The 24,148-nt window shown below is 44.7% G+C and carries 25 protein-coding genes and 2 pseudogenes; 23 read left to right on the forward strand and 4 right to left on the reverse strand.

What is annotated here, in order from left to right:
- The first annotated feature begins 71 nt into the window (after window positions 1-71).
- Window positions 72-2,648: a glycosyl hydrolase gene (locus tag NSU14_RS10675; RefSeq protein WP_340944696.1), complete on the forward strand. Its 2,577-nt coding sequence runs from the start codon at window positions 72-74 to the stop codon at window positions 2,646-2,648.
- Between the two features lie 136 nt (window positions 2,649-2,784).
- A complete protein-coding gene (locus NSU14_RS10680) occupies window positions 2,785-2,943 on the forward strand; it encodes a hypothetical protein (protein WP_340944698.1) in 159 nt (52 codons plus the stop codon).
- Window positions 2,944-3,149: 206 nt separating this feature from the next.
- Here the strand turns inward: NSU14_RS10680 and NSU14_RS10685 are convergent, their stop codons facing one another.
- Window positions 3,150-3,368, reverse strand: coding sequence for a helix-turn-helix domain-containing protein (locus NSU14_RS10685; protein WP_340944700.1), 219 nt, complete (start codon window positions 3,366-3,368; stop codon window positions 3,150-3,152).
- Between the two features lie 839 nt (window positions 3,369-4,207).
- Between NSU14_RS10685 and NSU14_RS10690 the strand changes: the two genes are divergently transcribed.
- The 11 genes and pseudogenes from NSU14_RS10690 to NSU14_RS35970 all read left to right on the forward strand — a co-directional run bounded on the left by NSU14_RS10690 (window position 4,208) and on the right by NSU14_RS35970 (window position 13,220).
- Window positions 4,208-5,179: a MerR family transcriptional regulator gene (locus NSU14_RS10690; RefSeq protein WP_340944702.1), complete on the forward strand. Its 972-nt coding sequence runs from the start codon at window positions 4,208-4,210 to the stop codon at window positions 5,177-5,179.
- 279 nt (window positions 5,180-5,458) lie between these two features.
- Window positions 5,459-5,986, forward strand: coding sequence for a hypothetical protein (locus tag NSU14_RS10695; protein ID WP_076243214.1), 528 nt, complete (start codon window positions 5,459-5,461; stop codon window positions 5,984-5,986).
- Window positions 5,987-6,054: 68 nt separating this feature from the next.
- Window positions 6,055-6,414 (forward strand): NUDIX hydrolase, encoded by a 360-nt coding sequence (locus tag NSU14_RS10700; RefSeq protein ID WP_083705408.1) that lies wholly within the window; start codon window positions 6,055-6,057, stop codon window positions 6,412-6,414.
- Window positions 6,396-6,612, forward strand: a pseudogene (locus NSU14_RS10705) (IS5/IS1182 family transposase); the annotation flags it as partial. The gene NSU14_RS10700 and the pseudogene NSU14_RS10705, both read left to right, overlap by 19 nt.
- Before the next feature lie 817 nt (window positions 6,613-7,429).
- Window positions 7,430-7,831, forward strand: a complete 402-nt coding sequence (locus NSU14_RS10710) for a hypothetical protein (protein WP_340944704.1) — start codon at window positions 7,430-7,432, stop codon at window positions 7,829-7,831.
- A gap of 12 nt (window positions 7,832-7,843) precedes the next feature.
- Window positions 7,844-8,278, forward strand: a complete 435-nt coding sequence (locus tag NSU14_RS10715; protein ID WP_340944706.1) for a hypothetical protein — start codon at window positions 7,844-7,846, stop codon at window positions 8,276-8,278.
- A 361-nt stretch (window positions 8,279-8,639) separates the two neighbouring features.
- Window positions 8,640-9,457, forward strand: a pseudogene (locus tag NSU14_RS10720) (serine hydrolase domain-containing protein).
- A 419-nt stretch (window positions 9,458-9,876) separates the two neighbouring features.
- Window positions 9,877-10,545 (forward strand): metallophosphoesterase family protein, encoded by a 669-nt coding sequence (locus tag NSU14_RS10725; protein WP_340944708.1) that lies wholly within the window; start codon window positions 9,877-9,879, stop codon window positions 10,543-10,545.
- Window positions 10,546-11,368: 823 nt separating this feature from the next.
- Complete coding sequence (locus tag NSU14_RS10730) at window positions 11,369-11,611, forward strand: helix-turn-helix domain-containing protein (RefSeq protein ID WP_340944709.1); 243 nt, start codon at window positions 11,369-11,371, stop codon at window positions 11,609-11,611.
- A gap of 26 nt (window positions 11,612-11,637) precedes the next feature.
- Complete coding sequence (locus NSU14_RS10735) at window positions 11,638-12,327, forward strand: hypothetical protein (protein ID WP_340944712.1); 690 nt, start codon at window positions 11,638-11,640, stop codon at window positions 12,325-12,327.
- 473 nt (window positions 12,328-12,800) lie between these two features.
- Window positions 12,801-13,220, forward strand: a complete 420-nt coding sequence (locus NSU14_RS35970; protein ID WP_445670088.1) for a DUF1648 domain-containing protein — start codon at window positions 12,801-12,803, stop codon at window positions 13,218-13,220.
- Window positions 13,221-13,312: 92 nt separating this feature from the next.
- Here NSU14_RS35970 and NSU14_RS10740 read toward each other — a convergent pair whose 3' ends face one another.
- Window positions 13,313-13,804 carry an effector binding domain-containing protein gene (locus NSU14_RS10740; RefSeq protein WP_340944714.1) on the reverse strand — a complete coding sequence of 164 codons (492 nt, stop codon included), beginning with the start codon at window positions 13,802-13,804 and terminating at the stop codon, window positions 13,313-13,315.
- A gap of 100 nt (window positions 13,805-13,904) precedes the next feature.
- On the opposite strand from NSU14_RS10740, the gene NSU14_RS10745 reads away from it, so the two are divergent.
- From NSU14_RS10745 to NSU14_RS10765, 5 genes are all read left to right on the forward strand, one after another.
- The gene (locus NSU14_RS10745) at window positions 13,905-14,831 is read left to right on the forward strand and encodes a helix-turn-helix transcriptional regulator (protein WP_340944717.1); all 927 of its coding nucleotides are present in this window, start codon (window positions 13,905-13,907) and stop codon (window positions 14,829-14,831) included.
- A 15-nt stretch (window positions 14,832-14,846) separates the two neighbouring features.
- Complete coding sequence (locus NSU14_RS10750; protein ID WP_340944719.1) at window positions 14,847-15,212, forward strand: hypothetical protein; 366 nt, start codon at window positions 14,847-14,849, stop codon at window positions 15,210-15,212.
- A 122-nt stretch (window positions 15,213-15,334) separates the two neighbouring features.
- The gene (locus tag NSU14_RS10755; protein ID WP_340944720.1) at window positions 15,335-15,904 is read left to right on the forward strand and encodes a hypothetical protein; all 570 of its coding nucleotides are present in this window, start codon (window positions 15,335-15,337) and stop codon (window positions 15,902-15,904) included.
- A 46-nt stretch (window positions 15,905-15,950) separates the two neighbouring features.
- The gene (locus NSU14_RS10760; protein ID WP_340944722.1) at window positions 15,951-17,327 is read left to right on the forward strand and encodes an ADP-ribosylglycohydrolase family protein; all 1,377 of its coding nucleotides are present in this window, start codon (window positions 15,951-15,953) and stop codon (window positions 17,325-17,327) included.
- On the forward strand, window positions 17,324-18,274 hold the full coding sequence (locus NSU14_RS10765; RefSeq protein WP_340944724.1) for a hypothetical protein: 951 nt from the start codon (window positions 17,324-17,326) through the stop codon (window positions 18,272-18,274). Before NSU14_RS10760 ends, NSU14_RS10765 begins: the two co-directional genes overlap by 4 nt.
- On the opposite strand, the gene NSU14_RS10770 is transcribed toward NSU14_RS10765, so the two are convergent.
- Window positions 18,271-18,588 (reverse strand): hypothetical protein, encoded by a 318-nt coding sequence (locus NSU14_RS10770; RefSeq protein ID WP_340944727.1) that lies wholly within the window; start codon window positions 18,586-18,588, stop codon window positions 18,271-18,273. The genes NSU14_RS10765 and NSU14_RS10770 overlap by 4 nt on opposite strands.
- A gap of 45 nt (window positions 18,589-18,633) precedes the next feature.
- Between NSU14_RS10770 and NSU14_RS10775 the strand changes: the two genes are divergently transcribed.
- The gene (locus NSU14_RS10775; RefSeq protein WP_340944729.1) at window positions 18,634-19,023 is read left to right on the forward strand and encodes a GNAT family N-acetyltransferase; all 390 of its coding nucleotides are present in this window, start codon (window positions 18,634-18,636) and stop codon (window positions 19,021-19,023) included.
- 344 nt (window positions 19,024-19,367) lie between these two features.
- Here the strand turns inward: NSU14_RS10775 and NSU14_RS10780 are convergent, their stop codons facing one another.
- A complete protein-coding gene (locus NSU14_RS10780) occupies window positions 19,368-19,586 on the reverse strand; it encodes a helix-turn-helix domain-containing protein (RefSeq protein WP_340944732.1) in 219 nt (72 codons plus the stop codon).
- Window positions 19,587-19,694: 108 nt separating this feature from the next.
- Here NSU14_RS10780 and NSU14_RS10785 point away from each other — a divergent pair, with 108 nt between their 5' ends.
- The 4 genes from NSU14_RS10785 to NSU14_RS10800 all read left to right on the forward strand — a co-directional run bounded on the left by NSU14_RS10785 (window position 19,695) and on the right by NSU14_RS10800 (window position 24,048).
- Window positions 19,695-20,027 carry a DUF6809 family protein gene (locus NSU14_RS10785; RefSeq protein ID WP_340944733.1) on the forward strand — a complete coding sequence of 111 codons (333 nt, stop codon included), beginning with the start codon at window positions 19,695-19,697 and terminating at the stop codon, window positions 20,025-20,027.
- Between the two features lie 22 nt (window positions 20,028-20,049).
- On the forward strand, window positions 20,050-20,250 hold the full coding sequence (locus tag NSU14_RS10790) for a hypothetical protein (RefSeq protein WP_340944736.1): 201 nt from the start codon (window positions 20,050-20,052) through the stop codon (window positions 20,248-20,250).
- A 354-nt stretch (window positions 20,251-20,604) separates the two neighbouring features.
- The gene (locus tag NSU14_RS10795) at window positions 20,605-22,413 is read left to right on the forward strand and encodes a cache domain-containing sensor histidine kinase (protein ID WP_042138233.1); all 1,809 of its coding nucleotides are present in this window, start codon (window positions 20,605-20,607) and stop codon (window positions 22,411-22,413) included.
- Window positions 22,414-24,048 carry a response regulator gene (locus NSU14_RS10800; RefSeq protein WP_340944741.1) on the forward strand — a complete coding sequence of 545 codons (1,635 nt, stop codon included), beginning with the start codon at window positions 22,414-22,416 and terminating at the stop codon, window positions 24,046-24,048.
- Window positions 24,049-24,148: the final 100 nt, after the last annotated feature.

The following is a 24,148-nucleotide window of genomic DNA, read 5'->3' on the forward strand; positions in this document are numbered from 1 at the left end:
ATGAAAGCGCATCCAAGACTTGATAGATTGATCAAGTATTTACCATTTTATCATGGGGAGGAAAGGTGGAAATGAAAAATTTGCTCAAGAAGGCAAGCACAATGATCCTGGCATTTACTCTGATGCTTGGAGTGATGACAGCGCCGCCCGTTCATGCAGACAACGCACTTTTCACAATTGAAAGCGAAAATGCTCAGCTCACCTCCGATCTTCAAGTGACGACCCAAATTTACGGACAACCTAAGCCCGGCTACACCGGGAGCGGTTTTGTCTGGATGCAGAATTCAGGCACCATTACCTTCAATGTGACGGTCCCGGAAACAGGCATGTACACGATCTCTACCCGTTATATGCAGGAGCTTAGCGCAGACGGCCGGCTTCAATCGTTGAACGTTAACGGCGTTACGAAAGGTTCGTATATGCTGCCTTACACGACCACATGGTCGGATTTCGATTTTGGCTATCACAAGCTGAATCAGGGCAGTAACACCATCCAGCTGAAGGCGGGCTGGGGCTTCGCTTATTTTGACAGCTTCAGTGTGGATGTTGCCGATCTGGACCCCCTGGATGTGCAGCCTGTCCTCAGTGATACTCAAGCTACCCCGGAAACTCAGCTGCTGATGAATTATTTGACAGAAGTGTACGGCAATCACATGATCTCCGGCCAGCAGGAGATTTACGGGGGAGGCAATGACGGGAATTCCGAGCTGGAGTTCGACTGGATTCACAATTTAACCGGCAAATATCCGGCCATCCGCGGGTTCGATCTGATGAACTATAATCCGCTATACGGCTGGGAGGACGGTACAACCGCGCGGATGATCGACTGGGTGAACAACCGGGGCGGGATTGCGACTAACAGCTGGCATCTCACTGTTCCCCGGGATTTCACCGCCTATCAGCTGGGGGAATTTGTGGATTGGAAGGAAGCTACCTACAAGCCGACGGAAACTAATTTTAATACAGCGAATGCAGTCATTCCCGGGACGAAAGAGTACCAATACGTACAGCTGGCCATAGCCGATTTGGCGGAGCAGCTGCAGATTCTGCAGGATAACAACGTGCCGGTTATTTTCAGACCCTATCACGAGGCCGAAGGTAACGGCGGGTTGAACGGGCAAGGCGCGTGGTTCTGGTGGGCATCAGCAGGCGCAGAGGTATATAAGCAGCTGTGGGATCAACTATATACCGAACTTACAGAAACCTATGACCTGCACAACCTGATCTGGACGTATAACAGCTATGTTTACAGTACTTCTCCCGCCTGGTATCCCGGTGACGATCAGGTGGATATTGTAGGCTACGATAAATACAATACAGTCTACAACCGCTATGACGGTTTGTCCGGTGTGCCCAATGAGGATGCGATTACCTCGATATTCTATCAGCTGGTGGATCTAACCGGCGGCACCAAAATGGTAGCCATGACCGAGAATGATACTGTCCCGAGCGTACAGAATCTGACCGAGGAGAAGTCGGGCTGGCTCTATTTCCTGCCGTGGTATGGTGAGCATCTCATGAGTTCTGCCTTTAATTATCCGGCCACACTGACCACGCTATATCAGAGCAATTATGTCATTACACTGGATGAGCTGCCCGATTTGAGTGTCAATAATCCAAACCCAAGTGCATCCATTACACCTGCAAGTATCGAATTTAACAAGTATGCAGCGGCTCAGAGTGACAAAGCCATAACCGTGAATGCTAACGGCAATACGTTAACTGCCCTCCGGACTGGGGGCAATGCCTTGACCGCGACGCAGGATTATACTGTAAGCGGAAATACGCTGCTGCTGAAAAAGTCATTCCTGGCAACGCTCCCGGTTGGCGAGCATTCGATTGTCTTTGATTTCAATCAGGGACAAGATCCCGTATTGAAAGTTACAATTGTCGATACCACACCGAGTGCATCTATTGCACCTGTGAGCGCGGCCTTTGATAAAGCAACGGCTCAAGCGCAGGATATTTCCGTAGCCCTTACCTTAAACGGACATCAGCTTGCAAACCTGACGAATGGAAGCAACACGCTTGTATCGGGCCAGGATTATACGGCATCAGGCGCAACAGTCGTCCTGAAGAAATCCTATCTCTCTACGCTGCCGCTCGGCCAGAATCCGATCACCTTCCATTTTAACGGAGGAAATAACGCTGTACTTACAGTGAATGTTGCGGATAGCAGCGTTCTGCTACCAGCGGGCGGCTTGACGATCCAGGCTTTTAATGGCAACACAAGTGCCTCTACTAACGGGATTTCGGCCAAATTCAAAGTCGTCAATAGCGGTAATTCGGCAGTTCAGCTCAGTGATGTGAAGCTCCGGTATTACTACACGATTGACGGCGAGAAAGATCAGAGCTTCTGGATCGACTGGTCCAGTGTCGGTAGCGCGAATGTAACCAGCAGATTCGTGAAGCTGGCAACCCCGGTTGCCGGTGCAGATTATGCTCTGGAAATTGGCTTCGCAAGTTCGGCTGGAACGCTAAACCCCGGCCAGAGCGCGGAGATCCAGACCCGCTTCTCCAAAACCGACTGGTCCAATTACAACCAGGCTAACGATTATTCGTTCAAGGCCTCCGCCAGTCAATTTGTTAACAATGAGCAGGTCACCGGATATATGAATGGCCAACTGGTGTGGGGGATTGAGCCTTAACACAGGTCCAGCCCTTTTTGTATATTTGATTCTTTAGCGGCAGGGTGGGGACTTCATGGGAAGCGCTGTAGACATAAATGTTGTACGTTTTGCAACTTTAATTCATGGATAGCCAGGTATTCGGGAGGATTGTTGTATGAAATACAAGAATAATCAAGCTGAGCCGTTTGAAAAAGGTGAAATGCTGCCTTTTGTACAACAATTTTGGAATTGGGACGATCTTAGGAGGCGAATGTTGTATTATGGGCAGGATTTTATAAAAAGTTACCGGATCTCTGTCACAGAAAGCGGATGAATCGAGGTATTCATGCGCCAATCACCCTATTACTCAAATACAATGTAATCCGCTTGAAAGAGAGCCGGAATGACTATTAAATGTGAGTCGTTTGGAGGATAACTTGGTCCGGGAATTCATCCGGAATATCCAGATCTACTTATAGGGCTAGAAATGAAAGAAGCTCCTGTGATGATCACAAGAGCTTCTTTTTGTTGAATACTATTTTATTTTTGCGGATAGCGCTTGGGATTATGGGTCTGCCCTAAAATGTAGTCGATACTTACTTTATGGAAATTCGCCAGCGTAATTAATACGGCACTCGGAACATCCAAATTCCCATTCTCGTAGCGGGAGTAGGTGGCTTGTGTGATATGTAAAAGCTCAGCCATTTGTTGCTGCGTCAGATCTTTGTCTTCGCGTAAATCGCGGATTCTTGTGTACAATGCTCATCACCCAAGCCAAATTTACTTTATGCGAAAAATGCATATTTTTATTTATGCAGTTTTCGCATAAAATTTATACATGATTGAAGTATTAGTTTGTGAAAGAAGATTCTGTTTACGAAGGAATATAATACGTTAGTAATGGAAACCGGGGTGAAAATAAAGCTTCGGTTCTTTTATTGGAAAAAAATCACATGAGGGAAGTTCTTTTGGAAGGGCAGAAGGTGATATTGTCGAATATTAAAAAGATTATGAGAAGCAAGTCGGTCAGGGAGTGTGCCAATAGTGAACAAAAAGTTTATTGTGTCTAGTTTTCTTATTATGTTGTCAGTGGTATGTCTATCCATTACGGTCTATGCAGCCACTGCAGCATACTCTTTAAGGGTAAACGGGGCTGCCATTAAAGGGGAAGCTAAAGTCATTGATGGAGTGACCTATGTACCTTTGCGTACAGTTATTGAAGGGATGGGAGGGTCATATCATGTCATGCCTGAGTCGAATACAATGAGTCCAATCCATTAAATTTTGGTTCAAAAGCATATTTCGAAAAAATGAAAATTTTGATAAATTCATTGGTTCAGTCTCTATTGAAGAAGCGAATACGGGAAAGGATGTTTTGAAAAACCTTAATTCCTGAAGGTCATCCATCTGGGATGATGGTTTTATCAAGTCCAGATGACCGGCAGAATGCTCTATGGATGAAGGTAGAGTAACATCGTAATACTTAAGGATAATTACATAAGCTTCCGGTACCAGGTCTCTTGACTCTAACGTCGCGTAAACCTGTATATTTACTCTCAGAAGGAGGGATAGTCATCGAACTGCAAACCATCAGTCAGGTGTCAAAGCACTTTTCAGTCTCCACCCGTACCCTTAGGTATTACGAGCAAATCGGGCTGATTACGCCTGCGAAAAAGGAAGATTCCGCATACCGCGCATACGATTCAGAAGCCATCACACGTCTGCGTCAGATTATCGTTCTGCGTAAACTGCGGATTCCGCTCAGACAGATTGCCGAAATTCTGCAAAGCGCGGAAGCGCGTGTTGCAATCGAAGCTTTTGAGCGTAACCTTGCGGATATTGAGGACGAGATCACCGCGCTCTCCACCATTCGCAGTGTTATCAAAGCCTTTGTCGAATATCTGAATCTCAGAGGTGCGAAATTCGCACTGCCTGACGACGCAAGTTTACTGGAGGTTGTGGATTCCTTGACTGTCTCGAAAATCAACTTCAAGGAGGAAAAGTCAATGGAAGAATTAAACAAGGCAAATGAAAATTTAAACAAGCTGGCGGACAAAGATGTGCGGATTGTCTATCTGCCGCCCATGACTGTGGCTGCTGCTTATGCAACGGGAGAAGGCTGCGAAGGCAAAGCGCTGGATATGATCACGCAATTTGTAACAGAAAGCGGATTGCTAACAATTAAACCCGACGCCCGGAGTTTTGGTTTTGACTGCTCTAAAGGGGCAGCAGGAATCGGAGAACCCTCCCATGTATATGAGGTGTGGGTATCCATTCCGGGCGACACAGAGGTTCCCGCGCCTTTAGTCAAACGTACGTTTGACGGCGGGTTATATGCCGCACATGTGCTCAGGGCATGGGACTTCGAGGACTGGCGTTTATTAAAAGAATGGGTTAACGCAAGCAATAAATATGATAATGATTGGGATTCTCCGCGCTGGGCATCGCTTGAAACGGTTGCAGGGCAAGGATTTGAGGAAACATTGAATTTTTATAATTACGTACAAAATGGCGGTAAAATGGACGATTTACAGCTTGATTTATTGTTTCCGATTAAGGAGAAGGTATAAGAGTAAGATCGCCGGGTAAGGCAGATTAAAATCGGCGGTTATAATTGGGTGTCCCGACATACAAAATTACACAGCTGTGATTATAACCGCAGATATTATAGAACAATGCGCCAGTGAATTCCAATCGGTATTTCCTCTTACATACGATAATCCTCCCAAACCATGAACAACTACTCCATATATATCTGCGTACGTGTAACAAAAGCTGAATTCATTTCGTTATAGTCAATGAGTAATGGTTCCCAATAAGAGCGAGAAAACAATGGAGGAGGGGACGGTTTGGTCAGAATTGTCTTAACATTAATGACGCTTCTATTCAGTTTAACGGGCTGTTCCGCTTCGCATAATGCCACAACATTAGACCACAATGCTACTGCGGCAAAAGATTATTTGGAATCTAAGGGTTACAAGGTCTCTTCGTATGAAGGCTCCAGTGAAGTCTACACCTTAACAAAAGAAAAGTTAATGAATTTACCATATTCCAATTACTGGGGGCTGCAAACCGAAGATCCCAGTGTTTATCTGGACAAAGAGGTTAACGTACAGAAGTTCATAGTAACAAACCATCCATTGGATAACTGGAAATCCACAAGCGCCAAACCGGAGAATATTGTTAAATCTAAAGGGAAAACCGCAATTTGGATCTATGTCGTGGATAACCAGGCAGTAGGCGGACATTCTTATCCAGTAATCGATCAGGCCATGGATGGCGGCGTATGGTCATTAGATGGAAGAACATTAGAAGAAGTGCATTCTATGAGTTATAAAGCTTGGTTAGAGCAATGGGAAGCAAAGTTTGGCAGCTAATGAAATATTAAGAATCGCAAAGATTCGTTATGCCGTGGGTGTCACATATCTAAGAAAGGGTGGGTTCAATGTTCTACGTTAATTCAAGAGCATTCATTGAACGATTCAATGATGGAGAACCTGAGATCGTCATACAAAGAAGAATGAAAACAGATACCTCCTTTAAGTTCGAACTTCCCGGGGGGAGAATTGAACCCTTTGAGTCGTTGATCCAAGCCCTGATCAGAGAGGTTAAAGAAGAGACTGGATTAGATGTATACGAAATAGAAGGAAATGAGACAAGAATTGATACCCTAGGGATTAATCCAGAATTTGATGTGGAATGCCTTCAACCATTCGCAGCCTATCATACGGTTAAAGGTCCGGTCGATTCCATCGGGTATTATTTTAGATGTAAGGCAAAGGGTGAAAGAGCAACGAACATGTAAAGCAAGCTGCGTTTCAGGAAAGAGAAGCCTTTAAAGCCAAAATTAAAGAATGCTACAAAATTGGAGCCGAAAATAGCGAATCAATCACAGACACGGGTACGATGTTGCATCTCCTCGGGTTCAGTTGGCATGGGAATTCAGGGAGCTATGGCGATATTCACTGTTAGTTTAAAACGAATATTGAAACTTATGGGGTAGATAAAAGTCGAAGAATTAGGTGAGAAAAAACGACGACCATTCGGAGGGACCGAATAGGCGTCGTTTTTTTTGATACATTTTTCAGTGGCCTCAGATGGCGAGAGCAGTTTTTTCAAACTTAGTATTTCTGGATGTCCCCAATTGGCCCTGATCGTTCGTTGCACATGTATACACATCCCCGTCTTCGGCAAGTACTGCAGAAAAATCATATCCTGTTAAAATTCATTTACTTCTCGAAAGCCCTTGCACTTGTACAGGCGAAGAGCGAAACGTCGTCGCCTAGTTGTCCTATGTCATTCATCCCCCAAGGGTCCGAAGCTTTCGTCATCCTTTAATATAAGACCATGATTCGATAGAAACGATACTTTCACAAACTTTGGACTGGACGTGGATGCAAAGATAGGCGTCGGATCAAACTAGACATATCATAAATAATAATAGTACATACCTTTTCATGTTACTCATTCTCCTTACCTCCGTAATTTCTTCATTTAATATAATCCCAGATCAATAACACCGTATCACCATTAATGATAACTGGGGCAGATTTATGTGCAATTGCACATTTTATATTAATCAACCTAAAAATATTTTAATAGTTGATTTAATTTTCAATTACGCTTACTGGTTTAGTTTGGTCTAACTTAGTTTCAAAGCGGCTTTAAATCTTACTTACTGCATCAGTGAAGCTCCGTAAGAGGTTCGCTCACGAGCTCGCCATCATTGTTAAGTTCAGCTTATATAGTGACATTTTTCATGAATTATATTAGTAATTTATGGTAAATTTCTTATATCAAAAAAGAAGGGATTGGTATTAATGAAAAAATTATCCTTGTATGCATTTTCATTTGCATTAATTGTGAGTCTTTCTCTCTCTTCGGTAGTTTTGGCAGCTCCAATTGATAATAGTACATTGAGACAGGTGCAAACATCTGGGGCAGATAAGACTTGGGTCGGTGAATGGCAGGGAGAGGATACAATTATCGTTGACTCCCTTGGCAATGTTACTACCTCTGGTGAACTCAAAAAAACATCAAGTTTAGTATTTCCAACAGAATCCACAACTATCCGAGACGTATTAATTCAACCGGACTTACTAACTCCCACTTTTGAACTCCCAAACGAATCTTTTGCCACCTTGGCATCCGATTATGGTCATGCATGGCCCTATTCGGCTGTTAATAGTTCTGCAGTTAACTGCTATGGTTATGCTACCTAAGCCCCATGGAAAATGAATCCTGGCGATGGAGATGGCGTTTCAAATCTCGCAGATTCACAATATTTTACGAATGTGAATTATGTTGCTAACCTGGTAGTCCAAGATGGAAATACAAATTCATTATATTTTATACCTGGCTGGCGAATACTAAGTAGCAGAACTGCGGCCGTTAACGCCGATGAACATCGAATAGCTTTAAGAATAGGTTGGATTGATACCAATGGTAATGGTAAAGTTGATCTTCCTGACCAGTATGGTTTTGGTGGAGATAATGTTGATTATCATTTTATGCTTCAAAATAGCACAGGAACCTGGTCTGAAAAACACGGTCCAAATCCATCACAAAATACTGGAATTACTGATCCAAGTAATTTTATCTGGAGCAATGGTATCTACTATAATTTTTATAACAGTTCTACGGTTTATATTGCTGCCAAGGTTCACTAATATCTAACACACAAACAAGCGGTTTTGTTGTCATTTCCGTGTGAATCAATCTTTTAATGAAACTTCTGCTAATAATTTGACAGGAGTTTTTTATTTGGAAGCAAGGTATATATTCGCAGGGAACGGGATGGAATGAACGTCTAAATTAAGAACAGCATAGTGACTTAGGGATTTTGAATTTGATATACGAATTCAAAGGAGAACGACAATGCAGAAGAGTACTAGGAGAAAGGAAACTATTGTAACAGTAAGTGCAGTCCTGCTGATCGTGCTCATCGCTACTACTGCATGTTGGCATTCGATTGGAAATTTATTTGGATCGGGAAATTATGCTATTGAGCAAAACATGGTGAAAACCATTATGAGCAAAACAGCGACTCCAGGCGTTGCCATCGTATCATCCAAACAGGGCGAGACAGAATTTAGGGTGTACGGCTACGCCGATGTGGAACAAGAAAAGCCGGTCACTGAGGAAACACTTTTCGAATTGGGCTCGACCACCAAAGCGTTTACGGCTCTAGCTGTTATTTTGCTACAAGAAGAGGGAGCTTAGCTTATTCCGATTATATTTCAGATTATCTTCTCTGGTTTGCTCCAGATTACAAGGGGGAGAAAACTGAGATTTCTATTAGACAACTATTGGCTCATACAAGCGGTATACCGTCATGGAGCATCAGGTTAATTCCTGAAGGTACAACGGAAGAAATGCTTGGAACAACCATACATAAGATTTCTAATATTGCGCTAGATACAAATCCGGGGACTGAATATCAGTATGCAACTGTTAATTATGATATTTTAGCAATGATTATCGAACAAGTTACAGGTATGAATTATCAGGATTATGTAACTGGGCACATACTGATTCCGCTGGGGATGACTGACAGTTATTTTTCAACAGGACAGGAAAAGAAGCTGGAGCAGCTTACTCAAGGTTATCGCGCGTTTTTCGGGAAAAGCTTAGCATACAACGCCCCCAGATATTATGGAGATATTGCAGCGGGATATCTGGTAACGAATTTCAAGGATTTGGAGCACTGGATCACTGCCCAGATGGAAATAGGCGATCTACCGGATAATCTGAAGAACGCAATTTATCAAACACATGAGGTTGACATCCGGGCAGCCGGATATGAGTCTGTAAACCAACTATTCCTTCCTCAACGGCACCCTCGTTGATTGCGCAGAACAGGTATGGGCAAATGAATTAGAGCCCTATGAACACCTATAAATATGACGATATCTACATCATAACTGATCTGGTATCATCGTTGTTAGTTCTGTTAGCCGCTATTGGCATCATTCTTAAGGTAATGATACTAGCCGTAGGGACACCCCGACACATAATAGATGAGCAAGATAGACGCAGGAAAAAGACCAGGGTTCGTATTACTCTACTCTTTAGAATGCTGCTGTTAGTTTTGACACTGATCTGGCCTTATCTGTTGAACTATAGTTACCCTATGCTTACCGTATGGATGTCCTATTCGGTATTGTTGTGGATGGGGCTTACTGCTATTAACTGCGTTGTTATCCATTTTATTGGCTGTCCGCTCTTTGAATCATTATAAAATAGACAAAGGAAGTGTCGATAGATTATGAAGATTGGAGTAATTGCTGATATCCACGGTAATGCTCCTGCCTTAAAGGCAGTTCTTAATGAGTTTGACCTGAGGCGGGACATTGAACATATTTATTGCTTAGGAGATATGATAGGGATTGGACCAGATACAAATGAAGTTCTGACAATCTTATTTGCCAGAAGTGATGTCTCAATGATTACCGGGAATCACGATGAAGCAGTTTTAGCACTTCAAAAAGGGGAAGATTATCCATTAAGCCACTCTCACGCTAAAGAGCATCACCAATGGATAGCAGATCTTATGGACAAAGGCTTCATCACCAGATTAGAACAGTTGCCTCGGACAATCACTTTAACAATCGAAGGCAAGTCTATATTGTTTATCCATTATCATATTGAGCAGACCCAATTAAATGAACATATAAGCAAAGATCCTTTTAGTGAAATTGTTGAGCCGAGTTTAGATAATTTACTCTCTCTATTCAAAGGAAGCGAAGACAAATTAATATGTTTTGGGCATCATCATCCAATTCATTTTTTTGAGGGTAAAGATACTATCTTTTTAAATCCCGGTTCTTTAGGATGCAATTCACAACCAACTGCCCGATATTCAGTAGTAGATATAGCAAAGGACAAAATTACAGTCAGTTTAGAGGAAGTCTCCTATGATAACACAAAATTTTAGAGTCATATGAATTATTGCAGGTTCCAGTACACGACTTTCTTATCAAAGTATTTCATGGCAATCAGTAAAGGCAGAAAAGAAGGAGTGAAAAAGCTGGTGTTGAACCTGGTAAAGCGGAATTAGAACAAGCTCCTGTGATTATCACACGAGCTTGTTTGCGCTGGCAATCGGAACATCCAAATTACCGCTCTCATAGCGGGAGTAGGTGGCTTGTTATGTAAAAGCTCAGCCATTTGTTGTATTTACATACTTTTTCGGTTGAACGAGGCACGGAGTCATCCTTGACAATATTTTGCAAATGGCGTACTGTATGCGGTAAGTGATAAGTAGTAAGTAGTAAGTAAAACGATTTCAAAAGGTTCTTCATACACACGAATCACGAACCGGCTTATCTAAATCATGAGTAGGGGTGGATGGCTATGATGGATTTGAAATTAGCACAAAGTTTTGCACTGATCGCCATGGAATAGAGTTAGGGGCAAACAGTTCCTGCAAATGAAGTCCTCGTTTGTGAAGACATATGCGGGCAGCAGTATTAATTTTTTCTTCCCTTTCCTTGAGCGGTCACAGGCTGTCTTTGTAGAGACAGAGGCTTGGTTCGCTAATTCTAATAAAAGGCTAAACTCCGTCCTTACAAGGCTAGAGTCCTATGGACATGAGGTTAAGGTGATTGAGGGAGGATCAATTGCGACCATCCAAATAGATAATTTGTTATACGATGCGATGCCGCATTATGTGATGATGAGAGTACCGATTCAAGGTGTGCGTCTTGTTCCGAAGCGCCCGCTGTAAAGGAGTTGTATCCATGTCTAGGCAACGTTCCATGGAGGCGATTCTGGCCTCAGAGCATGTGTCAATAGGTGAATTGGTAAGAATCACAGGTTCCCGTTATAGCACGCTGAAACATTACACCGAAGAAGGTATGCTGCCCTTTGAACAGGCTGAAGAGAATTTAACACGCAGGTATAAAAGAGAGGAAACCGTCGCACGCATTATTTGGATAAAAGAGCTGAAAGCGAACGGTTTATCTATCCCGCAAATTAAAGAAGCTATAGGCATGAGTTAGTTAAAATATTGAAGGTGGCATATATAATGAAGGTTAAGATTTTATTTATTTTATTGACAGTTTCGTTAGCAATAAATGCTGTGATATTTTATGGATTAACTAAATATGATTTAGTTGAGAAAGGAAGTACTCAATTACCTAAAACAAGTATGGCAGCAGATTCATTGAAATTAACAGAAAATAAAGTTGACATAGAAGAAAAAGTAAAATCTGGTTACGGATATATCTATAGTTTAACGGATGATCAAATCATGAAAGCGATCAATGAAGGAAAAAAAGATGGTGCATATTTTGGTGAAGACTTCAAATTACCTTTATTATCATCGACCAGCAACGATAGTACATTTGAATACAGGGACGTATTTATTAATACACCTTACAGATTTGTGGCAATACATTCAAGTAATCAATACGCAAAATATGATAGGACGTCATCTATAGAAGAAGTGTGGAAATTTATCAGCTATGATCATATTTCATTCTCTGCTTATGTGATGCGTGGATGGGCTAAGATGTTAGCCATTGAAATGATACAGGAAGGTAGAATAATACAACCATACAAGACTGAAAATAATGCGAATGGAGATATGAAAAGTGTCAATTTTTCAGTCAATGATATAGATTTTCGGGAACCTGCTTCTTTGAAAATATTTGAAAAAAGTAATCCTGAAAAATATGCAGAGTATAAGATCGCTTTCGAGGATTATGTGAAATAATATCCATGTAGAATGAGGTGAATGATATGACGATACTGCCTGTTATAATATTTATCCTAGTATTTGTACCTTCCATTGTACTCATCGTGAGTATGCCGTATTTAACAAAAGAGACGATTAGTTTCGGAGTCACCGTCAGCGCTGTACAATTCCTCAGTGAGCCGCTGCGCCAGATGCGGAGGTCATATGCCAGGACTAGTGCTATTCTACATACCATCCTATTCATTGTTGGCATCCTATGCCTAATCTACAGTGATGAACATTCGAAGCAAGTCAGTTGGATTATTATTACCTATGCACTCGCCATGCTCGTAATCTCCCTGGTTATGAACACTAGCTATCATTTGAAAATGAAAAGTGTACTGCCCACGCTGCCTATTGCTCCAGGACCATCAATCATGAAAGTGGACACTGAATTGCCAAACAGAAACAGGGGCTTATCTAATTATTGGTTCTTCATTCATGTTGTCATTATGGTTGTTAATATTGTATTTGTGCTCCGCAACTACGATCTGATTCCTGATCAGCTTCCAATTCATTATAACAGCAGTTTGAGCATAGACCGCTATGCAGCTAAATCGTATACCTCTGTGTTTATGACTACGCTAATTCAAGGGCTCGTAATACTGTTGTTCCTATTTGAGAATTGGAGTATTCGCAGAGAGAAACAGCAGGTTAGAGAAGACGTAACTTACCGCCGGGCTTGGTCGTGTTTTATGATTACAGCCAGCTTCCTAATAGTGATCCTGTTATCCGTCGTGCAGCTCAATATGATATCTCTGCTTAACATGAATTTCGCTATCCCCCTTATCCTAATCATAATAGCGTTTATCATCCTATACGCCTGCACCTTAACGTTCTGGAATGGTCAGCGCGGAAGCCGCCTCACATGAGCAGGCGGCTTCCGCGCTAGATCAGCCACACGCTAAACGATAACGAAGCTGCTTCTACATATAGCCTAGCGCTATTTCCTCAAACATATTTCTCAATCCGCATGCCGCTTCCCCACCGGCACCCACACTTCGACTTCGGCATCCATAGGGTTGCCATTGGTCAATACCTCCGCGACCGGGTGTCCGGTATATACATACTCATAATCTTCATTCAGGATGCCACCAAAAGCCTCATCCTCCAGCCGGTCAAACGCGAGGCGTGACAATCCCCCTTGACCTGATAACACCAGATACTGTCCCCCCGGGAAAAGCACTTCACCAGCAGAATTCGGCAGAGGCTTGGCCGATTGAACGCCTGCAACATACAGAACCTTTCCATCCTCCTGAGCAATGGCGGCAAATCCGTAAGGGCTCTCAGACAGAGGGCGCAGGGAGGCCATGGAGCCGTTCTCCAGCGTGCTTTTGAAAAAAGCCGTTTTGAGTAGAGAATAGTCTGGAGCGTGAACTGCTCCACCTTCACTTAGAGTGGCCTTGAACCCAATCATGCGGAATGCTTCTTTCGTTTCAATTCTGGTCGAAATCATGACAATGTACCTCCTGGATAGTTGTTTTGGTGTATTTCAAGGTAAGCATAATCTACCAACTGTGACAGCTGTATGGCATACTTGATCTGAGGTGGTCATCATGAAAATGGATCGCTTGATTGCGCTTGTTATGATCCTGCTGGAGCATGAACAGATAAGTGCGCGGGAGTTAGCGGAGCGGCTCGAAGTCAGCCGAAGAACGATTTACCGGGATATTGATACACTGAATCGGGCCGGCCTGCCCATATATACCCAGTATGGCGCGTCGGGCGGTGTCGGTCTCATGAGGTCCTACAAAGTAGGCAAAACCCTGTTCACCCCTCATGAAATCCAAAGCCTGCAGAACGGGATGTACAGCTACAAGCAGCTTTTTGGGAGACGGGAGATGGTGTATGCAGCGGAGAAGCTGAAGACTCTCTTTCCGGACAACGCAGCGGGTAGGCCGAATCCGCCGTTCGTTATGGATCTGTCCTTGAACAAGGGAAACGAATCGCTGCGCAGCCTGTTTGGCTTGATCGAGAAGGCGATGAATGAGCATTATGTGTTGGCCTTTTCATATACAGATGCCCGGGGGCAGGGGAGTGAGCGGCGGGTGGAGCCGTATCAGGTGGTTTACAAGGAGAGCAGTTGGTATCTGCAAGGCTATTGTCTGGACAAAGAGGACTACCGGATCTTCAAGCTGGCAAGAATGAGCGGTCTGCAAGTGACGAAGGTGCTGTTCATTCCAAAAGAGTTCACACCCCTCCCCATGGACGGCGGCGATTGGCTGAACCAGGGATGGGTGGAGGTTACGCTCCGGCTGGAACGCTCCGTCATGGATCGGGTGATTGAACGGTTTGGATCTGACCATATCCTGCAGACGGATGAACACCATTGTTTCGCCAAGTATCCGATTATTCCTAATTCCTATGGCTACGACCGGCTGCTTGCTTTTGGGGACAAGTGTGAAGTGCTGGGGCCGCCCGAGATACGGAATGGGTTCAAGGCATATGTGCGAGGGATTATTAGTAAGTATGAGGGGGATTAGCGGGGGAGGGAGCGGATGAATGGAATGAAGTATTCTATTTGGATTGAAGCTGAAGAATGGGCTGAAGGGGAATGGAACATCGTTGATGGTAACACGGATGCTATAGTAACCTTTGAAGACGGCTCAAGGTGGGTGGCTTCATTTTTTACATACCAGAACATTCAGACACTGGCTGACAAGAATAAACAAACGGGTGAGTGCTTGCACGGGAAGTATTATTGGGGAAGTGATATGGTGCTTGTGGACGAATGCAGCCGTAGACGGATTGAAGAGGTAATTGCACATTTTATAATGAGCGGTGACTTTGAAGTGATGTTTAGCAGGTGTGAAGAGGATAGTTATGACATTGACATTCCAGAAAAGGACTATGTAGATTATTAACGATCTGAGGAAGTCCGAAAAGAAGTGTACGAGCGTATTAAAAAATTTGTTCTGAGCGAAGATGAATATTCAGATGTGATGATAGAGTATTGGGAGGAATCCTAGAAGAGGTGAAAGTAATAGTGTCTAAGCACGCAGTATTTGAGATCAAGTATGAGTTGCTTGAAGATCAGATAGAGGAACTGGGAACGGTGGATACAGCGACATTCGATAAAGAGTGGCATCAGATCTATGGGGCATTTACTCTAGTTGTAGACGGACATGAGTTCATTCCTTACCCTACTCCCAATATGCCTTTATCCGCTAAGCATATTTATTCTGAACTCATTCTAACCAATTTAGATCTACTTGTTGATGCCTGCAACTCCTTAAATTCGCATAAATACATAGCCTTGAAGTATGTTGAAAATTCCTGGACCTGGTTAGAAATACAAGTTGATGATGAGGTTCTAATCTTAAGCGAGTTAAATCATGAAATACCCTATAGATATTTAATTCAAACGGATAAGTTCCTATTGATAGATGCACCATATGGGTCATTCTCGAATGTTAGAATAAACAAAAGTGAATTCGTAAATGAGATAAGAACTAAAATCATTGAATTTATTCAGGAGATTCAAGCGATAAACAGTGAGATTTTGAAATCCGTTTATTTTTCTAAGTTGTTGAGGTTTTGTGATAGCGATCATTAAATATGCAATTAATGTAGATTAATAATCAGTATAAAGGAGATACCACATGCTACCATCACTTGCGTTTCTGAAACATCAATTAGAGGGAATTCTGCGTAATAAATTTGCACAGGGGCACCAAACCTCCGGTTATTTGGCCCGATTGGAACAGCTTCCCGCAAGCTATGATGCTTATCTGGAATTCGCCCATAGCTTGGCTGACATTCCAATGCGGGACAACTGGCCTTACTATGAGCCGGACGATTTGGAAGAGATATGGCGTGAATGCGACCCGGATCGACCTTTAAGTCAGATCGGAGTTTTGAATCTGAAGGATAGCTCCAAGCGTGTAGAGGCAGGCTTCCTCGCTTCAGTCTGTGGTTCGATGCTGGGCAAGCCGATCGAGGTCAATCCCACCTTGTCGGAATTACGCCAAGCATTGACCGCTGTAGGGGAATGGCCGCTGAATGATTATATTTCGGAAGAAGCTCTACATGCGTTGGATCGTCGTCATTGGTCCTGGTTCGAGACGGCGCGGGGGCGGATTCGCTATGTGGCACCTGATGATGATATCAACTACACATTAATGGGAATGATGGCGTTAGAGCAATTCGGTAAGGGTTTTACCAAAAGGAATTTAAGAGATTTATGGATAAATCATCTTCCGATAAGTACAACATGGGGGCCGGAGAGGGCCATCCTGGTTCGGTCGGGGATTAGCTATTTGGAGCATGACCGGGAATTATTCAATCACTCTGAAATAGAGGCTTGGCCCGACTTCCTGGTGCAAGATACAGAATTATGCGGGGCGGAGATTCGTGCAGATGCTTACGGCTATGCCTGTCCTGGTCAACCCGCTCTTGCGGCTGAGCTGGCTTGGCGTGATGCCAGTTTTACACATCGCCGGACAGGGATTTATGCCACGATGTTCATTGCCGCTGCAATTGCTGCCGCACATGTGCTGCGCGATCCGCTTGAAATAATAAGTACTGCACTGCAATTCGTCCCTAGAAGGAGCCGATTCTATGAGATTACTGCGGATTGCCTGCAGATCGTAGAGAATGCAGATAACTGGCTGGAAGCTTATCAGGGCATTCATCAGAAGTATGCGAATTATTCCCACTGTCAGGTGTATCAGGAAATCGGCACCTTGATAAATACATTTCGATTTGCGGACAATGCCGGTGACGGAATATGCAAGCAGGTCATGCAAGGCAATGATACCGACAGCTTCGGAGCAACAGTCGGTTCTCTGCTTGGGGTGTATTTCGGCCCAGACAGCTTGGAAGCGAGATGGCTCGAACCTTTCCAGGACCGGATTCATACGGGATTATCTAATTTTCATGAACAACAACTCTCCCGTTTGGCTGAGCGCATAGGGCGTTTGCCAGAGCTGTTACACACCGGCCAGCATCGAATTCAATCCAGCGAGCTGTATGTATGAACGAGGTGAGTAACATAGCGAATTTAAGAAATGAAATAACAGAAGCCATTGGAATAATATCTCCTAATCCCATAACTAATATTGAGTATAGAATACTGGATTCAACAAAGGAAGATGGATATACAAGGCAATTAATTGAATATGATTCATACGGGGACATAGTTATTGCCTACCTTTTGCTTCCGGAAGTACTTGATAAAAACCCAGCGATTCTCATCCATCACCAGCATAATAGGGAGCATCATTTTGGAAAGAGCGAAGTGTGTGGATTAGCAGGAAATCCGTTGCAAGCTTTCGGACCTGAATTGGTCAAAAAGGGATTTGTTGTGTTAGCTCCTGACTCCATATGCTTTGAGGATAGACGTAAATATGCACACGGAATTGAACCTCTCTCAGGCGACAGTGACTTTTGGCAACATTATAATGAAATGTGCTACCGTATAATACAAGGCGATTGTTTGATGAAAAAAGTGATAGTTGACGCTATGAACGGTATAACATTGCTTTCTAATCTCTCTTTTGTTGACAATCAATGCATTGGCACACTTGGACATTCATATGGAGGTAATACTGTTCTATTTCTATCTGCGTTAGATGTACGAATAGCTTTTAGCTGTGCAAGCGGCAGTGCTTGTACTTATGCAAATCGAATCAGTAACAATGTTGGGATCGAGATGGCGAGTGTAATTCCGAACTTTCACAGTAAATACGATATATATGATCTAGTATCTTGTATTGCACCAAGACGACTGCTTATTATATCTGCGGATGATGATAAATATTCAAGAGATGCTGCATATATTGTTGAAAAAGCCAGTCCAGCCTATCTGGAACAGAAAGCTCTACATAATCTGCAACACAAAAGACTTCAAGGGAGTCATGGATTAACGGAAGAAAGATTCGATTATATTATTGGCTGGCTTCAATCAAATGGGAAACATTGTTAATCGCGTAATTTATATTCCCGCCATGCGTTTTCATAGTCTTGGCTTTTTATGAAATAACGGTCTTCAAAGTCATTGCTTTTGTAGATTTTAAGACCCAGTTGAATTCCATCTTCCCTATCAGTTACGTCTCCTGTATCTATTAGAGTGGTCTCATCCATACTGTCATAAGTAGTTGTGTAGTAGTATTTACTTCCGTCAATTGTGAGCCAAGTCACGGGATCGCTATTTGACAAATGATTGCTGCTTGTCGCTTTGCCATTTGAACATCCAATTAAAAGAAAGAAAATAGATACAATCAACAGAAGTTTTTTCATATAAGTCCTCCGGAGTTTTTAATTTATATTAGTCGGGGTGAAACTATGAAGGTGCCTGCAAATATTGAAATTGTTTCTTTAACTCACTCAAATGCATATCATTCAAGAAGTTTATTCTGTGGCTATAACAATTCTTCGTCTAATGGTGTAGACACAAAGGCAGCTTCAATCGAGGAGCTGGAGCAGAGTGGTCAGGTCATTAAAAGGATTCTGGATGCTGATCTAGCAATTTGCTATTTGGCTAAATTTGAGTCGCATTATGCAGGATTTATTATCTGCTCCTGGGGGATTTCGGTTTCGAATGGGCATCCGGTATTAAGAATAGATGGATTATATGTAGCATCTGAATTTAGAAATAAAGGAATCGCAAAAGCATTAATGAATCATGTAATTGAATTGGCAAATGAAAAAAGGGCAACCCGTATACAGCTTTAGACCGATGCGGATAATATTCCGGCCAGCAGCTTATATGTAAGTTTTGGTTTTGAAAAAATTCATGGCAAAGAAGTGTATATGCTTTTTTACAGGTGAAGCAGATATTCCTTTGCAATGAGCGGGAAAGCATATAAGCTTATCATTTATATTTATGTATTGAATGGAAGCAATGGTTCCAACGAACAACAAGCTCATGGGTTCGCCACTGAGCTTGTTTGTGCGAGTCTGTTCTTTGTCTTCATGCAACTCGCGGATTTATGTGTATAATGATCATAGCCCAACGGGTGTAAAGAAGATAATTTTAAAGCCTAAAGTAATCTACGTATTATACTAATTATACTAATTTAACTTTTGGGGTAAGGTTTCTTTTGGTTCGTTCGGTTAAGTAGATAGTCAGTACTCGTCATATGAAAATCTGCCAGCTTGATCAGGATCGCTGTAGGGATATCGACATCTCCGCGTTCATAATTACTATAAATCCGCTGGCTGCATTGTAAATACTCCGCCATTTGAGTTTGCGTCAAATCCTTATCTTCGCGTAAATCCCGCATACGTTGATACATATCGAACACCTCCAACGCAAGCATATATTAGCGAATTATTCGCTATTGTCTTTTAGCGAATAATTCGCTAAGATAATCAAGAAGATGATGATTTGGGAGGGGATATAAGTGAGTCTTTTAGAAGATCTATATTACGGAAAAATCTGCCAAAACGAACAAATCTGTTTCAATGATCCCGAGTATGCACAGAACTCTAAGCTAATCTCGGAGCGTATACAAACCCTGCAAGCAAAGCTGTCTCCAGAAGACTTCACCGTGTTCGAAGAAATAATGGATCTGAATAGCTTGCTGATCTCTATTTCATCCGCTTCTGCCTATACCCTTGGCTTCAGAACGGGAGCTGTGATGCTCGTAGAAGTATTGGAACATAAGGAAGAACCTATACAGACTAAAGAGAAGTTGATCTTCGAACAAATAAAGTTGGGTAGGAGAGAGTTATGATACTTTTAAATCTGAGTTGCCTATGCTGATCGACGAGCTACTTCAGGCACAAAGTTGGGGCACAGTTCAAGAGAAGTGGATTCCTGCTGTTAAGGAAGCTATTGCCTTGGGAGAGGTTGAAAAGCTGATTGAGCTTAGAGATAGGTTCCCATATTCTTTTGAGAATTCATTAAAGCAATTGAAAAAAGCGGAGCGGGAATTTATTCGGAATAGTTTGAGGTAAACAAGCCATGCGTATAAATACTTACGCATTGGCTTGTTTTTATTTTGTTAAGGTTTGGGTTTGTCTTGTGTAACTGGTCATAGTTAAAAGTTTCATGCTTCATAGAATCGCCCTTGAAACCGTCAGTTTGGCTAATTGTATTATAATTACTCAATCGCGCAGCTTCCCGTCAACCTGAGCCATGGTTAGTGAATCCGCACCATGTTATGCGGAGGGCCCCCTGCCTATTGATAATAAGGGACGGAATCCGCTAAATAATCATGCCCTGTCTTGACGCCGGGCTGGAGCAGCCGTATGGTACAAGTGACAAGAACATACAAACATAGGGAGGTACATGCTCAAGAAGGGGGAACTATGAATACATTCACAGCCTATGCAAGGCAGATCCGGCGGCAGATCGCCAGCAGGTATTACCGGATATCCATCAAGCAGCGGATTCTGTTCTCGTTCATCATGCTGATCACACTGTCCATCAGTGCGATGGGCAGCTTCTCGTATTGGATCGCCGCGCAGGAGATTGAGGATAATGCTTACGCCAGCAGCCAGGAAACGGTCAGCAAAACTACCCAGCTGCTGGATTCCCGCCTGAATGATGTGGCACTGTCCGTGCAGTCCCTGATGCTGAGCGATGCGTACCGGAAGATGATGATGGATGTGCTCAGCCATGATGTGTCGAATTATTATGTGCATCTGTCGGATCTGCAATATGTGCTCTCACAGGCAACGTTTAATCAACCGATTATCGAGAATGTGCTGATCGTCACGCCGATAGGCGACTTCTACTCCACCACGCAAATCCGCGCGCAGGATAACTCGTTTTACGGCTCGGAATTATATGATCTCAGCAAGGAGCAGCCGGGCGGCTACTGGGCCAAGGGGCATTATGACCGGCTGTTCACGGGCAGCCAGCGGGTCGTCTCCTTCGTGGTCCGGGGAATCTATGAATACCCGTATACTCCGGTCAGCAATGTGTTTATCGTCGTCAATATCCGGGAGAGCCGGATTGACGAACTGCTGAATCAGGGCGGGCAGCAGCCCGGCCGGAATTATTACCTGATGAGCGGGGAGGGGGATGCAGTGGTGGAGTCGCGCTGGCCGTTCCGCGGCAGATTTCCCTGGAAGCCGGTGCTTGCGGAAGGCGGCGTAGCAGCCGAACCGCAGGAGCATACCTACAGCTATGGCGGCAAGGAGTATCTGGTCAATTATAAAAGCTCTGCAGCATCTCCTGACTGGATCATCTCCGGCATGCAGTCGCGCGACCAGCTGCTGGGCAAGCTGGAGAGGGTGCAGCGCATCACCCTGTATGTAATCGGTGTCTTTCTGCTGACTACCTGGCTGATCTCCAATCAGCTGACGTCTGTGCTGCTGAGGCCGCTGTTCAAGCTGCGGCGGCTGATGCGCAGGGTCGAAGAGAACCAGCTTAGTGTAGTTTATGAGAGCCGCTATGAGGATGAGGTCGCCCAGGTCGGCTTTCAGTTCAACCGGATGATGTCGGAGATTAAGGCACTGATTGAGGATGTGAAGTCGAAGGAGGAGGACAAGCGGCATGCGGAGATCCGGGCCCTTACCGCGCAGATGGAGCCGCACTTCCTGTACAATACGCTGAATACGATTTATTGCAAATCGGTATTGGGCGTGAATGAGGATGTGAATGAGATGATCCTGTCATTATCGCAGATGTTCCAGATCGGGCTTAGCGGAGGGAAGGATCTGATTACCCTCGAGGATGAGCTGTCCCATGTGCGGCAGTATTTCTCCATTCAGCAGAAATGCTATGAAGGACTGTTTGAATACAGCATTACGGTTGAGGATGAAGAGCTGCTGTCCTGCCCGCTTCCCAAAATCATCCTGCAGCCGGTTGTGGAGAACAGCATCCAGCACGGGTTCAGTGACCGGTCCGGGGGAGGCCGGATTGACATCACGGTCAGCCGGGAGCTGGAGATGCTGCATATTACTATTACCGACAACGGGCGGGGGCTCGATGCCGGGAAGGTTAGGCAGGGAATGAGCAGCGCCCCGCAGTCCAAGAAGGGCTACGCCCTGTTCAACATCAGACATCGCCTGGCGCTCTACTACGGAGAGGAAGCCCTCATGGAAGTGGACGGAGAACCGGGCAAGGGGTCGCAGACGGAGCTGTGGATTCCGTTAAGAGAGGAGCGATAGATGATGGACCAGAAGCTGGAGCCGCGAAGGTTCAAGTTATGTATCATCGACGATATTAAAAGTGTGGTGGAGATGATCTCTCGCAAGCCGGCGTGGCAGGAGCACGGTATTGAGGTCGCCGGCACGGCGCTCGACGGTGAAGAGGGGCTGCGGATCATCCGCGAGACCCGGCCCGATATTGTGCTGACCGATATCCGGATGCCGAGAATGGACGGGCTGAAGATGACCCGGGCGATACTGGAAGATCTGCCGGACTGCAAGATTATTATCCTTAGCGCTTACTCGGAATTCGCTTACGCTCAGGAAGCCATCCGGCTGGGGGCGCTCGATTTCGTGAAGAAGCCTTTTTCGCTGGATGAGATTGTGAATGTGGTGCTGAAGGCCAAGGAGCTGTGCCGGGAAGAACGGCAGGAGACTGCGAGACTGGCGGTGATGGAGTCCAAAATCAGGGAGAGCCTGCCCATCCTCCGCCAGGAGTATCTGACCTTCCTGCTGCATCACCAGACGACAGAGGCGGATGCCCGGTCCAGGTGGGCATATCTCGATATCCCGCTTGCGCAGCATGACTTCTTCGTGTTTGTCGCAGAGATCGATCATTTCGCCGAGAAGCTTCAGGGCCAGCCTGTGCAGGAGGTGGAGCTGCTGCGGTTCAGCCTGCACAATATTCTCGAAGAGACGATTTCCGCCTGGACCCGCGGTGTGATTATCCGTGAGGCTACAGACCGGTATGTCTGCATCATGAACGGCTCGGCCCCGGATACCGCTGCGCTGATTACGGAAGCCTGCTGCACGAATGTAAGCCAATTCTCCCGTAATACACTCTCTATTGGCGTGGGGCCTGGTGTATCAGCGATTCATGAGCTGGCTACCGCCTACAGGCAGGCGCTGAGCGCTCTGGGTTATCATTTCTATACCGGAGGCAACGGTGTATATCATTACGGCAATATCGAGAATAAGCCGCTCTCGCTTCACAGCTATTCCGCCGCCGCCGAGCAGGAGCTGCTGTTTGCCCTGCGTTCCGGCAATTCCGGCAAAAGCCTGCAGGTGCTGGACCAGCTGTTCTCGGAGCTGCTGGACAGCGAGCTTTTGCCTGAGCCAAGGTATGTCGAAAGCGTCGGCTATGAGCTGAGCTCCAAGATCTGCCGGGTTCTGCTCGAGCAGTTTCCCTATGAGCAGGTGGAGCCGCTGGAGCGCGGAATTGAGGCAATGAAGAACCGGGTGCATCCTTCCCTTCAGGATATCCGGAGCCTGCTGTCCGGGCTGTGCCGGGAGGCCTGCGCGCTGGTGGAGGAAGCCCGTTCCCTGGAATCCACGCGGATTATCCATCAGGCGATCGCTTATATCCGGAGTCATCTGGATACGGGACTGTCACTGGAGCAGGTTGCGAAGCAAATTAACCTCAGCCCAGGATATTTCTCCAACCTGTTTAAGAAGGTGCAGGGGGGTTCCTTTCAGCAATACGTGATGCATGAGAAGATGGAGAAGGCCAAGGCAATGCTGATCGGCGGCCTGCAGGTACAGGAGATTGCCCAGGATCTCGGCTACGAGCACAGGCGCTATTTCAGCGAGGTGTTCAAGAAGTATACAGGAATGACCCCGTCGGAGTTTAAGCTGCATTACCTTGGAAAAGAATAAAGAAGGACAAGGGAGGGGCTTCCGCCAAGCGGAGAGTCACTCCCTTTTGTATGATGGGCAGCTTCCGACCGGCAGTGTGCCGGCAACTCCCGCAGAAACC

This window comes from Paenibacillus sp. FSL R10-2771 (assembly GCF_038000205.1).
GTDB lineage: Bacteria > Bacillota > Bacilli > Paenibacillales > Paenibacillaceae > Paenibacillus_AQ > Paenibacillus_AQ phytohabitans.